The 15262-nt window shown below is 65.9% G+C and carries 12 protein-coding genes; 4 read left to right on the top strand and 8 right to left on the bottom strand.

The genetic code is table 11. The annotated features are described in order from the left end of the window. Positions 1-186: 186 nt before the first annotated feature. From addB to IVB18_RS00785, 4 genes are all read left to right on the top strand, one after another. Positions 187-3333, top strand: a complete 3147-nt coding sequence (addB, locus tag IVB18_RS00800) for a double-strand break repair protein AddB (RefSeq protein ID WP_247987454.1) — start codon at positions 187-189, stop codon at positions 3331-3333. Further along, entirely contained in the window at positions 3327-6836 is a 3510-nt protein-coding gene (addA, locus tag IVB18_RS00795; protein ID WP_247987453.1) for a double-strand break repair helicase AddA, read from the top strand. The genes addB and addA overlap by 7 nt, the downstream gene beginning before the upstream one ends. Before the next feature lie 62 nt (positions 6837-6898). Further along, entirely contained in the window at positions 6899-7219 is a 321-nt protein-coding gene (gene trxA, locus IVB18_RS00790) for a thioredoxin (protein WP_092289405.1), read from the top strand. A gap of 161 nt (positions 7220-7380) precedes the next feature. Next, entirely contained in the window at positions 7381-8316 is a 936-nt protein-coding gene (locus IVB18_RS00785) for an ATP-dependent DNA ligase (protein ID WP_247991932.1), read from the top strand. 104 nt (positions 8317-8420) lie between these two features. Here IVB18_RS00785 and IVB18_RS00780 read toward each other — a convergent pair whose 3' ends face one another. The 8 genes from IVB18_RS00780 to IVB18_RS00745 form a co-directional block, all read right to left on the bottom strand. After that, on the bottom strand, positions 8421-9161 hold the full coding sequence (locus IVB18_RS00780; protein ID WP_247991931.1) for a metallophosphoesterase family protein: 741 nt from the start codon (positions 9159-9161) through the stop codon (positions 8421-8423). A gap of 75 nt (positions 9162-9236) precedes the next feature. Further along, a complete protein-coding gene (locus IVB18_RS00775; protein WP_247987452.1) occupies positions 9237-10580 on the bottom strand; it encodes a folylpolyglutamate synthase/dihydrofolate synthase family protein in 1344 nt (447 codons plus the stop codon). After that, the gene (accD, locus tag IVB18_RS00770) at positions 10577-11518 is read right to left on the bottom strand and encodes an acetyl-CoA carboxylase, carboxyltransferase subunit beta (RefSeq protein ID WP_247987451.1); all 942 of its coding nucleotides are present in this window, start codon (positions 11516-11518) and stop codon (positions 10577-10579) included. Before accD ends, IVB18_RS00775 begins: the two co-directional genes overlap by 4 nt. 111 nt (positions 11519-11629) lie before the next feature. After that, positions 11630-12466, bottom strand: a complete 837-nt coding sequence (gene trpA, locus IVB18_RS00765; protein ID WP_247987450.1) for a tryptophan synthase subunit alpha — start codon at positions 12464-12466, stop codon at positions 11630-11632. Further along, a complete protein-coding gene (trpB, locus tag IVB18_RS00760) occupies positions 12463-13680 on the bottom strand; it encodes a tryptophan synthase subunit beta (protein ID WP_247987449.1) in 1218 nt (405 codons plus the stop codon). The genes trpA and trpB overlap by 4 nt, the downstream gene beginning before the upstream one ends. Beyond that, entirely contained in the window at positions 13677-14336 is a 660-nt protein-coding gene (locus IVB18_RS00755) for a phosphoribosylanthranilate isomerase (RefSeq protein ID WP_247987448.1), read from the bottom strand. The genes trpB and IVB18_RS00755 overlap by 4 nt, the downstream gene beginning before the upstream one ends. A 66-nt stretch (positions 14337-14402) precedes the next feature. Beyond that, a complete protein-coding gene (locus tag IVB18_RS00750; protein ID WP_247987447.1) occupies positions 14403-14795 on the bottom strand; it encodes a lipopolysaccharide assembly protein LapA domain-containing protein in 393 nt (130 codons plus the stop codon). A gap of 69 nt (positions 14796-14864) precedes the next feature. Continuing rightward, positions 14865-15170, bottom strand: a complete 306-nt coding sequence (locus IVB18_RS00745; protein WP_247987446.1) for an integration host factor subunit beta — start codon at positions 15168-15170, stop codon at positions 14865-14867. Between the last annotated feature and the right edge of the window lie 92 nt (positions 15171-15262).

The raw sequence follows: 15262 nt of genomic DNA, 5'->3' as shown, positions 1-15262 counted from the left end.
TCCAGGGTGCGCGCAAGCGCGAACTATGGTGCGCAATTGCGCACCTGAGAATCTCGAGATTCCGGGTTTCGATGCTACGCATCGCCCCGGAATGACACCGGGACAGCGGGGAAGACTCGGCCTGCACCAATGACCATTTGAGTTCGCTTCGCTATATTGGCGCCTGATCCCCGAATCAGGCAGCTCATGCGCGTTTTCAGCGTTCCAGTCTCAGTTCCGTTCCTGCGCACCGTCGTCTCGGCGCTGCTCGACGGCCAGCTGGTCGACGGCTTCGAGGCGCGAAACGAGCCGGCGCGGCTTGCGGACGCCACGCTCTATTTGCCGACGCGGCGCGCCATGCGCGTCGTCCGCGAGATCTTCCTCGACGAGATGAGGACGGACGCGGTGGTGCTGCCGCGCATCGTCGCGCTCGGCGACATCGATGAGGATGAGCTCGCCTTTGCGGAGGAGGCGGAGCAGTTTTCCGGTGCGACGCCGCTCGACATTCCACCGCGATTGGACGAGCTCGATCGGCGGCTGACGTTGGCGCAACTGGTCGCAGCCTGGGCCAAGGGCCCGGTGCTGGCGCCGCTGGTGGTCGGCGGCCCCGCCTCGACGCTGGCGCTGGCCTCAGATCTCGCGCGCCTGATCGACGACATGGTCACGCGCGGCGTCGACTGGAGCGCGCTCGATGGCCTCGTGCCCGACCAGCTCGATCAATATTGGCAGCACTCGCTTCAGTTCCTGCACATCGCCCGCATCGCCTGGCCCAGCCACCTCGCCGAGATCAACAGGATCGAGCCTGCGGCGCGGCGCGACCGGCTCATCGCCGCCGAAGCGACGCGGTTGACCACGCATCCCAACGGTCCCGTGATCGCGGCCGGCTCGACCGGCTCGATGCCGGCCACTGCAAAATTTCTTCATGCAGTCGCCTCGCTCCCGCACGGCGCGGTGGTGCTGCCGGGGCTCGACACCGATCTCGACGAGGACGCCTGGCGAACCATCGGCGGCGTGCGCGATGCGCTGGGCAAATTTGTGGAGCATCCGGCGTCGAACCATCCGCAATATGCCATGCACGCGCTGCTGCAGCGTTTCGGCGTCAAGCGCAGCGACGTCGACATCCTGCTTCCGCCGGCGGAAGGTGGACGCGATCTCCTGGCGTCCGAGTCGATGCGGCCATCCGCCACGACGGAGATCTGGCACGACCGGCTGAAGCAGCCGGATGTCGCAGCAAAGATCGCCGGCGGCATGAAAGACCTCTCAGTGGTCGAGGCTTCCAATCCCGAGATGGAAGCGCTTGCGATCGCCATTGCGATGCGCGAGGCACGGCATCTCGACAAATCGGCGGCACTGGTGACGCCGGACCGCGCGTTGGCGCGGCGGGTGATGGCCGCACTCACCCGATGGAATCTCGCCTTCGATGATTCCGGCGGCGACGTGCTGATGGAAACCTCGGCCGGCATTTTCGCACGCCTCGCAGCCGAAGCGGCGACCAAGGGATTGGAGCCGTCGACGCTGCTGGCGATGCTGAAACATCCGCTGTGCCGGCTCGGCCGCGCGCCAGGCGCATGGAAGGCAGCGATTGAAGGCCTGGAGCTTGCAGTACTGCGCGGCACGCGTCCGCCCGCGGGCACCGCAGGCCTGCTGCGCGAGTTCAACCGTTTTCGCGAGGAGCTCGCAAAACTGTGGCGCAACGAAGTCTCCGCGCTGCACCGCGCAGAGCCACGCGCGCGCCTCAAGGCGGAGGATCTCGATCGCATCCAGGCGCTGATCGATATCCTGCAAAAGGCATTGGCGCCGATCGAGAGACTGGCGTCGTCAAAGCCCTATGACTTCGCCGAGCTGGCGCATCGCCATCGCGAGATCCTGATCGAGCTGTCGCGCGACGAGCAGGGCATCCCGCTTGCTCTCGAAGAGCGCGAAGGCCTCGCGCTCGCCGCCGCCTTCGACGATCTCCTGCGCGGCGGCACGGCCAGCGGATTGTTGGTGCCGCTACCGGAATATCCGGACGTCTTCCAGACCGCGTTCGGCGAACGCGCGGTGCGGCGGCCGGACAGACCGGGCGCGCGGCTCCACATCTACGGCCCGCTGGAATCGCGCCTGATGCAGGCCGACCGCGTCATCGTCGGCGGTCTGATCGAGGGCGTCTGGCCGCCGGCGCCGCGCATCGATCCCTGGCTGAGCCGGCCGATGCGGCACGAGCTCGGTCTCGATCTGCCGGAGCGGCGCATCGGCCTCTCCGCCCACGATTTCGCGCAGCTGCTCGGCGCGGATGAGGTGATCCTCACCCATTCCGCCAAGGCCGGCGGCGCGCCGGCGGTGGCCTCACGCTTCCTGCACCGGCTGGAAGCGGTCGCGGGCGACGCGCACTGGAAAACGGCAAAACACGCCGGCGAGAAATACGTGCAGTTCGCGGGCGCGCTGGACCAGGCCGCCGAGGTCAAGCCGATCAAGCAACCCGAACCGCGGCCGCCGCGTGCGACACGGCCGCTCAAGCTCTCAGTCACCGCGATCGAGGACTGGCTGCGCGATCCCTACACCATCTACGCCAAACACATTCTGCGGCTCGATGCGCTCGATCCCGTCGACATGCCGCTGTCGGCCGCCGACCGCGGCTCGGCGATCCACGATGCGCTCGGCGAATTCACCGAAACCTATGCAACGCATCTGCCTGACGATCCTACCCGCGTGCTGCGCGCGATCGGCGAAAAGTACTTCGCGCCGCTGATGGAGCGCCCCGAGGCACGGGCGCTGTGGTGGCCGCGCTTCCAGCGTATCGCACGCTGGTTCGGTGAATGGGAGACGACGCGCCGCGACGTGATCGAGGCCATCACCGCGGAGACCCGCGGCGAGATTTCGATCGCGCTGGACAAGGAGCGCAGCTTCCGCCTCTCCGCGCGCGCCGATCGCATCGAGCGGCGCCAGGGCGGCGGCTACGCCATCCTCGACTACAAGACCGGCCAGCCGCCGACCGGCAAGCAGGTCCGCATGGGCCTGTCGCCGCAGCTCACACTGGAAGCCGCAATCCTGCGCGAGGGCGGCTTTTCCGGCATCGACGCCGGCTCCTCGGTGAGCCAGCTCGTCTACGTTCGCTTGAGCGGCAACAATCCGCCGGGCGAGGAGCGCATCCTCGAGCTCAAGATCAAGCAAGGCGACGAGGCCCAGCCGCCGGACACGGCGGCCGCCGAGGCTCGGCGAAAACTTGAGGCGCTGATCCGCGCCTTCGAGGATGAGAATCAGGCCTACACCTCGCTGAACCTGCCGATGTGGACGAACCGCTACGGCACCTATGACGACCTCGCCCGCATCAAGGAATGGTCGGCGGCCGGCGGACTGGGGATCGAAGAATGGTGAGAGCACCGCGTCCCATTCCCGATTCCGTGCGCGCGACGCAGGCGCGCGCGTCCGATCCGACCGCATCGGCCTTCGTGTCGGCCAACGCCGGCTCGGGCAAGACGCATGTGCTGGTGCAGCGCGTGATTCGCCTGCTGCTATCGGGCGTGCCGCCGGAAAAGATCCTCTGCATCACCTTCACCAAGGCCGCCGCCGCCAACATGGCCGAGCGCGTGTTCACCACGCTCGGGCATTGGGTGACGCTGGACGATACCGCGCTCGATACAGCGATCCGCGCGGCCGGCATCCCGCACCCCAGCGCAAAGCTGCGGCGCGAAGCGCGAAAGCTGTTCGCCTGCGCGCTGGAGACGCCGGGCGGCTTGAAGGTGCAGACCATTCACGCGCTGTGCACGCGCCTGCTCCAGCAATTTCCGTTCGAGGCCAACGTGCCGGCGCGCTTCGCCGTGATCGACGAGCGCGACCAGACCGACATGATGGAGCGCGCCAATCTGAAGGTGCTGCTGGAGGCCGCGCGCGACCCCGATAGCGTTACCGGCCGCGCGATGCTGACGGCGATGGCGAACGCTGCCGACGTCACCTTCAAGGAGGTCGTACGGGAAGCTTGTCTGAGCCGCGACCATTTCATGGCCTGGACCGATGAGGCCGGCAGCGCGGAAGCCGCTGCCGTGGAGATGGCGGCGGTGCTGGGCGTGGATGCGAACGACCGTATCGAGGACATCGAGCAAGAGATTCTCGACGGACCGTTCCTGCCGCGATCACGCTGGGACGATATCGCCTTTGCGCTGGAAGACGGGAGCAAGTCAGACAACGACCAGGCGGATCGCCTGCGCGCGGCCAAAATGTTTTCCGACAGTGCGCAGGTCGATGCTTATCTCAGTGTCTTCCTCACCGACGAGAAGCTGCCGCGCAAGGCGGTTTTGACCAAGAAGTTCTGCGATCACAATCCGTCCGTCGCTCGCCTGTTCGAGGCCGAGGCGCAGCGCCTCAGTGGACTGATCGAAAGGCGCCGCGCGATAACCGTGCGCGACCGCACCGCGGCTCTCCTGCATATCGCGACTGCCGCTGCCGCAAATTATCGGCGCGAGAAGCAGGAGCGCGGACTGCTCGACTACGACGACCTGATCGACAAGACGCTGGCGATGCTGAACCGCGTCTCTTCGGGCTGGGTGCACTACAAGCTCGACCGCGGCGTCGATCACGTCCTGATCGACGAAGCCCAGGATACGAGCCCGCGGCAATGGGATATCGTCGCGCACATCATCTCGGAATTCACCGCCGGCGAAGGCGCGCGCGAGGGCCTGAACCGTACGGTTTTCGCCGTCGGCGACGAGAAGCAGTCGATCTTCTCGTTCCAGGGCGCAGCACCCCACGAATTCGACGCACGCCGGCGCGAGCTGAACCGCAAGTTCACCGCCGCCGGGCTGAAATTCGATCCTGTTGCCTTCACCTACTCGTTCCGCTCGGGCGCGACGATCCTGCACTCGGTCGACCACGTGTTCCGCGAGCCGGAGATCTACAAGAGCATCCATGCGGTCGAGATCGGCCATCCCCTGCACAACGCGCTGACAGACGCAGGTCCGAGCGTGATCGAGCTGTGGGATCTCGCCGAAGCTGACGACAGGCAGGACATTGAGGGCTGGCGCGCACCGTTCGACGGCGTCGCCGTCACCAGCCCGGAGGTGAAGCTTGCCCGCCGCATCCAGACCGAGATCAAGCGGTTGGTCGAGAGCGGCACGCTGACCGGACACGAAGGCGAGCGGCGGCCGCTACGCTATGGCGACATGCTGATCCTGGTGCGGCGGCGCGGCAACGCGTTCGATGCCGTGATCCAGGCGCTGAAGCATGCCAATGTCCCGGTCGCCGGCGCCGACCGGCTGAAACTCACCGAGCACATTGCGATCATCGATCTGATGAACCTTGCGGATGCGTTGCTGCTGCCGCAGGACGACCTCGCGCTTGCGGTCGCGCTGAAAAGCCCGCTGTTCGGCCTCGACGACGACGACCTGTTCGCGCTCGCCTGGGATCGCAAGGGATCGCTGCGCCGCGCGCTCGGCGAGCGTGCGGCCACCAGCGAAAAGTTCGCCACGGCTCTCCGGCGCCTGGAAACCTGCGCAGTCCGCGCCCGCGACGAGACGCCGTTTGCCTTCTATGCCTGGCTGCTCGGCGGCGACGAGGGACGCGCGCGCATCCTGCGCCGGCTCGGCCACGAGGCCAACGACGCGCTCGACGAATTTCTGGAGCTCGCGCTGAATTACGAGCGCAAGGCGCCGGCCTCGCTGCAAGGCTTCATGGCCTGGCTGCGCTCGGCCGACACCGAAGTGAAGCGCGACATGGAGATTTCGCGTGACGAGGTGCGGGTGATGACCGTGCACGGCGCCAAGGGCCTGGAGGCCTCCGTCGTGTTCATGGTTGACACCACGTCCTCGCCCGCGGACACGCAACGCTTGCGACTGATCCATGTGCCGCGCGGCAATGGCGGCGAGATCGTGGTCTGGGCCGGCCGCAAGGCGGACGATCCAAAGCCCGTCGTCGACGCGCGCAAGGCCATGCTCGAAGAAACCGAGGACGAGTACCGCCGCCTACTCTATGTGGCGATGACGCGCGCGGCCGATCGCCTGATCGTTGGCGGCTGCATGCCGGGCAACATGAAGACAGTCCGCAAGCTCAGCTGGTACGACCTGATCGACAAGGGCCTCACTGGATCGGGCCTGGAGAAACAGACGGTCGAGACGCCGCTTGGAAAGGTGACCCGCTTTGCCCGGCCGGAGGACGTCGCGGCGCTCGGCACCCCCGCGACCTCGGTGGACCAGACCGTCGAGCTGCCAGCCTGGCTGCGGACGGCGCCGCCGCGCGAGACCATCGACGACGATCCGCTGCGCCCCTCCGGCCAGTCGGCCGAGGCGGGCCGCGCGGTGCGGAGCGGCGAATCGGTCCAGTCCCGCGCGCTTGCGCTGCAACGCGGGACGCTGGTCCACCGGTTGCTGCAATCGCTGCCCGACATCGCCTACGAGCGCCGGCGTGAGGCAGCGCTCGGCTTCATGGCGCGCAACGCCTCGGACTGGACGGAGGCTGACCGCGCCGCATTGGCCGACAAGGTACTCGGCTTGATCGCCGAGCCGCGATTCGCACCCGTCTTTGGCGCCGGCAGCCGGGCGGAGGTCGCTATCGTCGGCCGGCTAGAACGGCCGGACCGGCCACCGGCGCTGGTGTCCGGCCAGATCGACCGGCTGGTGGTCACACCGGAGGAGGTCCTGATCGTCGATTTCAAGACCAACCAGAGCCCTCCCAGCAGCGCGGCCGAGGCGCCCGCGGCCTATGTCCGGCAGCTCGCGCTGTACCGGGCGGTGCTCGCCAGGCTTTATCCCCAAAAGCCGATCCGTGCGATTCTGCTCTGGACCGAGGCCCTTGAATATATGGAGATTTCAGAGCCCGCGCTGGACGCGGCGCTGGCATCCCTTCATGTCGGCGTGAGCGTCCTTGACCCGGCAAGGAGCCATTCATAGGTTGACGCCATGATCTCGGTGCGATTCCCATCGCGCCCTTCTCTCAGGTACGAGGTATTCCCATGGCCGTTGGTAAGGTTTCCGATTCCGATTTCGAAGCCGAAGTGCTCAAGGCGAACGGCCCGGTCGTGGTCGATTTCTGGGCCGAATGGTGCGGCCCCTGCCGCATGATCGCACCCGCGCTCGACGAAATCGCCGGCGCCATGGGCGACAAGGTAAAGATCGTCAAGCTCAACGTCGACGAGAGCCCAAAGACCGCGTCGAAGTATGGCGTGATGTCGATCCCGACCCTGATGATCTTCAAGGGCGGCGAGATGGCCTCCCGCCAGGTTGGCGCGGCGCCGAAGGCGAAGCTTCAGCAGTGGATCACCTCCGCGGTCTGATCCGCTTCGCGAAAACGAATATTTTTTTAAAGCGGCCGGCGAAATGCCGGCCGTTTGCGTTGAAGGGGCGTGTCCCGCGTTTGACGAGACGCTTTTGACGAGTCTTGTGCTTGCCCGCCCCTCCCGCAAAACGTGCGCGAAAATTCACCACTTTCGTTGCAATGGAAGCACGCTCGGTCGATGCGATCCCGCGCGGCAAGGAATGGCAGTACGAACCGAAATGGGACGGCTTTCGCTGCCTGCTCTCGCGCGATGGCGAGCGCGTCGATCTCCGCTCCAAGTCCGGCGAGGATCTGGCGCGCTATTTTCCCGAACTCGTCACCGTGGCCCTGAAGCTGAAGGCAGATCGTTTCGTGCTCGACGGCGAGATCGTCGTGCCGCACGGCAAGGGCTTCTCCTTCGACGCGCTATTGCAGCGAATTCACCCTGCCGCTAGCCGCGTGAAAAAACTCTCTCAGCAAACGCCGGCGCTTTATCTCGCCTTCGATCTGCTTGCGACCGCCAAGGAGAAACAGCTCGCCGGGAAGCCGCTCGGCGAGCGAAGGCCGGCGCTGGAAGCTTTTGCGAAAGCCAATCTGAAGGGCAGCATCTTCCGCCTCTCGCCGGCCACGACGAGCTACGCCACGGCCCAAAAACGGCTGGCGCAATTCGGCGGCGGTTCGGACGGGGTGATCGCCAAGCGCATCGATCTGCCCTATCAGGCCGGAAATCGCGACGGCATGCAGAAGATCAAGAAATTCCGCAGCGCCGATTGCGTGATCGGTGGTTTCCGCTACGCGACCAGCAAACTAGCGGGCCGGAAGGTGGTGGGTTCACTACTGCTCGGGCTCTACGATAATGAGGGCCTGCTGCATCATGCCCCCGGCTTCACTGGCAACGCGCCGGGCGGCCGGAGCCGATGGTCCACCGAGCGCTCGGCGAGATGGTGTCCGCTCAAGCCGAAGCTCGTGATCGAGGTCAGCTACGACCATTTCAGCGGCGACCGCTTCCGCCACGGCACCTCGATCCTGCGTTGGCGCCCAGACAAGGCGCCGCGGCAATGCACGTTCGAGCAGTTGAAGCAGAAGGTCGTCGATCCCATGAAGCTGTTGAAGTGAGCGTCGCTCGTAGCCCGGATGGAGCGCAAGCGTAATCCGGGAATTGTGCGCGTGGAGGCAACCCCGGATTGCGCTTCGCTCCATCCGGGCTACGAAGAATATGTTTACTTGATCCATCCGGTCGCCAGCGCGTTCGCCAGCTCCGGCTGGCCGTTGCGACGCGCGAGCGCGGCCATCGCTTCGTAATCATACGCAACATGACGGAACGTCACCTGCCAGGCGCCCTCGACAAGCTCGAGAATCGCATAGCGCGCGTGCGGCGTGCCGGCTTCGACGACATGCGGGAACGGATGCTTGTCGCGATAGCCGGGGCTGCCGACGCTGCCGGGATTGACGATCATGCGGCCGTCGCGAAGCCGCACGGCACGCGCGAGATGCGTATGCGCGCAGAGGATCAGGGACTGCGTGACGCCTTGAGCAAATTGCTCGATCCGGTCGAGCAGGGACATCGCGACTGTGCCGTCGGGATGCACTGTATCGAGCCAATAGACCTCATCGTTGTCGGGCGTCGCGTGGCAGAGGAAGACCTGGTCGCGGAACACCCGCGTCATCGGCTGCGCGCGCAGCCACTCCAGATGCGCGGCATCGAGCTGCGCATGCGCCGGACGATCCCATGAGCCCATCTTCTCGGGCGCGCGGTCGAGCAGATAGCGGTCGTGATTGCCGAGCACGTGCACGGCGTCGAGATTCATCAGGATCTCGATGGTCCGCCGCGCATCGAGCGGGCCGCTCAGCATGTCGCCGAGATTGACGATGTCCGCAATGCCGTGGGCGCGGATGTCGGTGAGCGCCGCCTCCAACGCGAGATAATTTCCGTGGACGTCGGCAATCGCGGCAAAACGCATCGTCATCCCTCAATCGTGCCGCGGCTCTGCGGCTCCTCGCTTCCGCGACGAGCCTTGTCCGGGACACGAGACCGTCTATGCAGGAGGCGTGCCGTTGATGGCGAGCACGTGGCCGGCGAGATAGAGCGAGCCGGTGATCAGGATGCGCGGCGGTACTTCGTAAGCTAGCTTCGACAACGCACGCAGCGCAGCCTCGATGCCCGGCGCGATCTCGACGCGCATGCTGAGGCTGCGCGCGGCACCCGCGAGGCGGTCCACCGGCATCGCGTTCTCCGTTTCGGGAATCGGCACCGCGATGATGTGACGGGTGAGGCCGGCGAAATTGGCGAGGAAAGCCCGCGCATCCTTGTTGGCCATCATGCCGGCAATCACGACCAGCGGCCGCGACACCCGCTCTTCGAGGTCGGCGAGCGCAGCGGCCGCGACGCGGCCGCCCTCGGCATTGTGGCCGCCATCGAGCCAGATCTCCGAGCCCTGCGGACCCCAGCCAAGCAGCTCGCCGGAACTGACGCGCTGCATCCGCGCCGGCCATTCGGCATTGACGATGCCGGCTTCGAACGCCGCCTGATTGACCTTAAAGGCGTTGGTGGCGCGCAGCGTCGCGATCGCGAGGCCGGCATTGTCGAACTGGTGGCGGCCGAACAGACGTGGTGCCGTAAGATCCATCAGGCCGCGATCGTCGGAATAAACCAGCCGCCCGTGCTCGACATTCACATGCCAGCCTTCGCCCGCGGCAAACAGCGGCGCGCGCATGCGCTTGGCTTGCGCCTCGATCACCGCCATCGCCTCCGGCGCCTGCTCGGCCGAGATCACGGGCACGCCGCGCTTGATGATCGCAGCCTTCTCGCCGGCGATCGACGCCAGGGTGTCACCAAGAAATTCCACATGATCCATGCTGACCGGCGTGATCACGCAGGCCGCCGGTGTCTCGATCACGTTGGTTGAATCGAGCCGGCCGCCGAGGCCGACTTCGAGCAGCACCACATCGGCCGGGTTCTGGGCAAACAGGTGCAAGGCGGCCGCGGTCTTGAGTTCGAACACGGTCGCGGCCTCGCCGGCGTTGACGCGCTCGACCTCCTCCAGCGCGGCGCGCAATTCGTCGTCACCGACCAGCACGCCGCCACCGACACGACCGAGGCGGAAGCATTCGTTGATGCGGACCAGATAGGGCGAGGTATAGGCATGGACGCGCAAGCCCGCGGCTTCCAGCGTCGCGCGCAGATAAGCGAGGGTCGAGCCCTTGCCGTTGGTGCCGGCGATGTGGATCACCGGCGGCAGCTTGCGCTCGGGATGGTCGAGCCGCTCGAGCAGGCGGTGCATCCGCTCCAGCCCGAGGTCGATGCGCTTCTGATGCAGCGCCGACAGCCGCCCGATCAATTCACCGAGCGACGGTTTTGCACTGTCCGCGGAGGCGTTCACGCGTGCGGCGCGGCCGGCGCGACCTCGGGGGCCAATACGATCTGGGCCGGGTTAATGACCGGCTGCAGCGATTTCGGCGCAGTCTCCAGTGCCGGCGATTTTGTCAACAGGCGGCAGAGCCGCGCCAGCGTCGAGCGCAAATCATGGCGATGCACGACCATGTCGACCATGCCGTGCTCCTTCAGATACTCGGCGCGCTGGAATCCCTCCGGCAGCTTTTCGCGGATGGTCTGCTCGATCACGCGCGCGCCGGCGAAGCCGATCAGCGCGCCGGGCTCCGCGATCTGCACGTCGCCGAGCATCGCGTAGGACGCGGTGACGCCACCGGTGGTCGGGTTGGTCAGCACGACGATGTAGGGCTGTTTTGCCTCGCGCAGCATCTGCACGGCAACCGTGGTGCGCGGCATCTGCATCAGCGACAAGATGCCTTCCTGCATGCGCGCGCCGCCGCTTGCAGCGAACACGACGAAGGGCGACTTCTTCTCGACCGCGAGCTCGAGCCCGCGCACGATGGCTTCGCCCGCGGCCATGCCAAGGGAGCCGCCCATGAAATCGAAATCCTGCACAGCCACGACAATCGCCGCGCCTTCGAGCTTGCCGTAGCCGACCTTGATCGCGTCGTTCAAATTGGTCCGCGCACGCGCATCCTTGATGCGGTCGACGTATTTCTTTTCGTCACGGAACTTGAGCGGATCGGGCGTGACGTCGGGCAATGCGACGTCGAACCAGGTCTCGTTGTCGAAGATCGACTTCAAACGCGCCACCGCGCCCATGCGCATGTGGTAGTTCGAGCCGGGGATGACGAACTGGTTGGCCTCGACGTCCTTGTAGAACACAAGCTGCCCGGAGTCCGGGCACTTGATCCACAGATTCTCCGGCGTCTCCCGCCGCAGCATGTTGCGGATCTTCGGCCGGACCACATTGGTAAGCCAGTTCATGGTTTGCTCCGATTAGCGGTCCTGCTTCGGGACCGCCTGAAGGGATATATGGCCGCCGGACCCAGCCCCGGCAAGCCGCCGTGTGACCCGCCCAGAGAGCGGAATTATGGCCTATTCCGCCGCCGCTCGCGCACCCTTGACGCCATGGGCCAGGGATGCCGTCAATTCGGCAACGGCGTTAACGGTCTTGGCGGTCGCCCGGCCCTCGGTATCGAGGCTGTTCTTGAGCGCATCGACCAGCGCCGTGCCGACCACGGCGCCGTTGGCATGCGACGCGATGGAGCGGGCGGTCTCCGGCGTACGGATGCCGAAGCCGACGCAGACCGGCAGTTCTGTGTGCCGCTTGATGCGGGCCACAGCCCCGCTGACAGCCGTGCTGTCGGCAGCCGCCGCGCCGGTGATGCCGGTGATCGAGACGTAGTAGACAAAGCCCGACGTGTTGGCGAGCACCGCCGGCAGGCGCTTGTCGTCGGTCGTCGGCGTCGCCAAACGAATGAAGTTGAGGCCGGCCTTCATCGCCGGAAGACAGAGCTCGTCGTCTTCCTCGGGCGGCAAGTCGACGATGATGAGGCCGTCGATGCCGGCGGTCTTCGCATCCGCAAGAAACTTGTCGACGCCGTAGATGTAGATCGGGTTGTAGTAGCCCATCAGCACGATCGGCGTGGTGTTGTCGTCCTTGCGGAAGCCGCGCACCAGCTCGATCGTCTTCTTCAGCGTCATGCCGGCCTTGAGCGCGCGCAGGCCGGCGGCCTGAATCGACGGACCGTCGGCCATCGGATCGGTGAAAGGCATGCCGATCTCGATCACGTCGGCGCCCGCCTTCGGCAGCGCCTTGATGATCTCGAGCGAGGTCGCCGGATCGGGATCGCCGGCCATCAGGAAGGTGACGAAGGCCGAGCGGCCCGCTTTCTTCAACTCGGCAAAACGGGTGTCGATACGCGTGGTCACTTGGCCTTGCCTCTCAGGATGTCACCGACCTGCGGTACGTCCTTGTCGCCGCGGCCGGAGAGATTGACGACCATCAGGTGATCTTTGGGCCGCTTCGGCGCGAGCTCCATCACCTTGGCGATGGCATGCGCGGGCTCGAGCGCGGGGATGATGCCTTCGAGCCGCGACAGCAGCTGGAACGCCGCGAGTGCCTCGTCATCGGTCGCGGAGAGATAGTTGACGCGGCCGATCTCGTGCAGCCAGGAATGCTCGGGGCCGATGCCGGGATAGTCGAGACCGGCCGAGATCGAATGCGCGTCCTGGATCTGGCCGTCCGCGTCCATCAGGAGATAGGTGCGGTTACCGTGCAGCACGCCGGGACGGCCGCCGGCGATCGAGGCGGCGTGCAGTTGCGTCAGCCCATGGCCCGCAGCTTCGACACCGAAGATCTCGACTGTGGAATCGTCGAGGAACGGATGAAACAGGCCCATCGCGTTCGAGCCGCCGCCGATACAGGCAACCAGCGAATCAGGCAGGCGGCCTTCGACCTCCTGCATCTGCACCTTGGTCTCGTTGCCGATGATCGACTGGAAATCGCGCACCAGCGTCGGATAAGGATGCGGACCCGCCACCGTGCCGATGCAGTAGAAGGTGTTGTGCACGTTGGTGACCCAATCGCGCAGCGCCTCGTTCATGGCGTCCTTCAGCGTGCGCGTGCCCGACTGCACGGGGATCACCTCTGCGCCCAGCATCACCATGCGAATGACGTTGGGCTGCTGCCGCTCGACGTCGACGGCGCCCATATAGACCACGCATTCGAGGCCGAAGCGGGCGCACAGCGTCGCGGTGGCAACGCCGTGCTGGCCGGCGCCGGTCTCGGCGATGATGCGCTTCTTGCCCATGCGCCGCGCCAGCATGATCTGGCCGAGCACGTTGTTCACCTTGTGCGAGCCGGTGTGGTTGAGCTCCTCGCGCTTCAAATAGATTTTTGCGCCGCCGAGATGCTCAGTCAGGCGCTCCGCGAAATAGAGCGGCGAGGGCCGGCCGACATAGTGCTTGAGATAGCCGTTCATCTCGGCCTGGAAGGCCGGGTCGGCCTTGGCTTCAGTGTAGGCCTTCTCCAGATCGAGAATCAGCGGCATCAGGGTTTCGGCGACGAAGCGGCCGCCGAAAATGCCGAAATGCCCGCGCTCGTCGGGACCGCTGCGATAGGAGTTTGGTTTGGCGATGTTCATCGGACGCTCAACTCTTGCGGGGCGCGCGCGGCGCGAATGAAGGCGTTGATCAGCTCCGGATCCTTCACGCCCGGGGCGCCCTCGACGCCGGAGGACACGTCGACGCCGCCGGCACGGGTGAGGCGAACAGCCTCGGCGACGTTCTGGGCATCAAGTCCACCCGAGACCATGTACGGAAGCGATAGCTCGAGGTTTTCGAGCAGATGCCAGTCGAAGGGCGCTCCGAGGCCGCCAGGCCGGGTCGCGTCTTTCGGCGCGCGCGCGTCGAACAGGATGCGGTCGGCGACCGCGGCATAGCCGGGCAGCACGGCGAGCTCGACTGCCGTCTCGACCGGCACCGCCTTCATCACCGGCCGGCCGAACCTCTGCTTGATGTCGCGCAGCCGCGCCACGCTCTCCTTGCCGTGAAGCTGGAGGATGTCGGGCGACAGCGCGTCCACGATATTTTCGAGGGTGGCGTCGTCGGCATCGACGCTGAGCGCCACCTTGAGCGCGCGCCGCTTCACCTGCCGGCCGAGCTCGCGTCCCAGGTCCAGCGACAGATGCCGCGGCGACGGCGGAAAGAACACGAACCCCACCATGTCGGCACCCGCGTCGAGCGCCGCTTCGAGCGTCTCGCGCGTGGACAGGCCGCAGATTTTGACGAGCAGGGACATGGGCTCAAAGCAAATGGAGGCCGCGGGCCCGCGGCTGGAAAACAGGGCTTTTGGTTGCGGCCGCTTCTACAACGTCGCGCGCTGCTTGTCTCGCCCGATGGGCCCGTAAAGGCCGATCCCGGAGGGGGCTGGAAGGCGCTGCGGATCCGGCCGCGCCGGGGTCGTCGAGGCCCGTAGATCAGCCAGCTCGGCCCTGGCGGTGCGCGCATCCGCCTCATGCCGGCGCGCCGCGCGCCGCCAGTGTCGTTGGCCGAACCAGACGGCAGAGCCGCCGGCCAGGACACCCAGCGCGGCTACCAGGATCAGGAGCAGGAACAGCGGCACCGAGCGGGACAGTAACGCATCGGTCGAGTTGAAGGGGTCAAAGGAGACGGTAACGAAATGCCGGTTGGCGACGGCGAAAACCACCAGGAGCAGGCCCAGCGGAATCACGACCAGCGCGGTCAGGAACTTTCGCATCTCGCTTCGCCCGCCTTGAATCAAGCTTCCGGCCGCTCCACGCGGCCGTTGGAAATCCTGACGCCGGCCTCAGTCTGGCGCGCCGGGATCCGGATGGTCGCGATTCAGCCGCTCGCGCATTTCCTTGCCGGTCTTGAAGAACGGAACGCTCTTCTGGTCGACGGGAACATGGGCGCCGGTGCGCGGATTGCGTCCGGCGCGTGCAGGGCGATGCTTCACCGAGAAGGCACCGAAGCCGCGCAACTCGACGCGGTCACCGCGCGCGAGGGCCGCTACGATCTCTTCGAGAATCGCATTCACAATGTTCTCGACATCCCGCTGGTACAGATGCGGGTTGTGCTCGGCGATATGCTGAACAAGTTCGGATTTGATCATCGAGAGATAGGACCCGGGAGCGTGCGGATGACCATTTCCGTGAAAATACCTTGATCTGTCAAGACGCTAAATCAAGGTTGAGCGGCGTGAAA

It is taken from the genome of Bradyrhizobium sp. 186 (assembly GCF_023101685.1).
In the GTDB taxonomy this organism is placed as follows: Bacteria; Pseudomonadota; Alphaproteobacteria; order Rhizobiales; family Xanthobacteraceae; genus Bradyrhizobium.
This window is presented reverse-complemented; position numbering and strand designations above follow the sequence as displayed.

Excerpts from the sequence above, each read along its gene's own strand:
- IVB18_RS00745 (WP_247987446.1), bottom strand. The coding sequence starts at position 15,170 with ATGATCAAATCCGAACTTGTTCAGCATATCGCCGAGCACAACCCGCAT.
- trxA (WP_092289405.1), top strand. The coding sequence starts at position 6,899 with ATGGCCGTTGGTAAGGTTTCCGATTCCGATTTCGAAGCCGAAGTGCTC.
- trpB (WP_247987449.1), bottom strand. The coding sequence starts at position 13,680 with ATGAACATCGCCAAACCAAACTCCTATCGCAGCGGTCCCGACGAGCGC.
- addA (WP_247987453.1), top strand. The coding sequence starts at position 3,327 with ATGGTGAGAGCACCGCGTCCCATTCCCGATTCCGTGCGCGCGACGCAG.
- accD (WP_247987451.1), bottom strand. The coding sequence starts at position 11,518 with ATGAACTGGCTTACCAATGTGGTCCGGCCGAAGATCCGCAACATGCTG.
- IVB18_RS00755 (WP_247987448.1), bottom strand. The coding sequence starts at position 14,336 with ATGTCCCTGCTCGTCAAAATCTGCGGCCTGTCCACGCGCGAGACGCTC.
- IVB18_RS00750 (WP_247987447.1), bottom strand. The coding sequence starts at position 14,795 with ATGCGAAAGTTCCTGACCGCGCTGGTCGTGATTCCGCTGGGCCTGCTC.
- addB (WP_247987454.1), top strand. The coding sequence starts at position 187 with ATGCGCGTTTTCAGCGTTCCAGTCTCAGTTCCGTTCCTGCGCACCGTC.
- IVB18_RS00780 (WP_247991931.1), bottom strand. The coding sequence starts at position 9,161 with ATGCGTTTTGCCGCGATTGCCGACGTCCACGGAAATTATCTCGCGTTG.
- IVB18_RS00785 (WP_247991932.1), top strand. The coding sequence starts at position 7,381 with ATGGAAGCACGCTCGGTCGATGCGATCCCGCGCGGCAAGGAATGGCAG.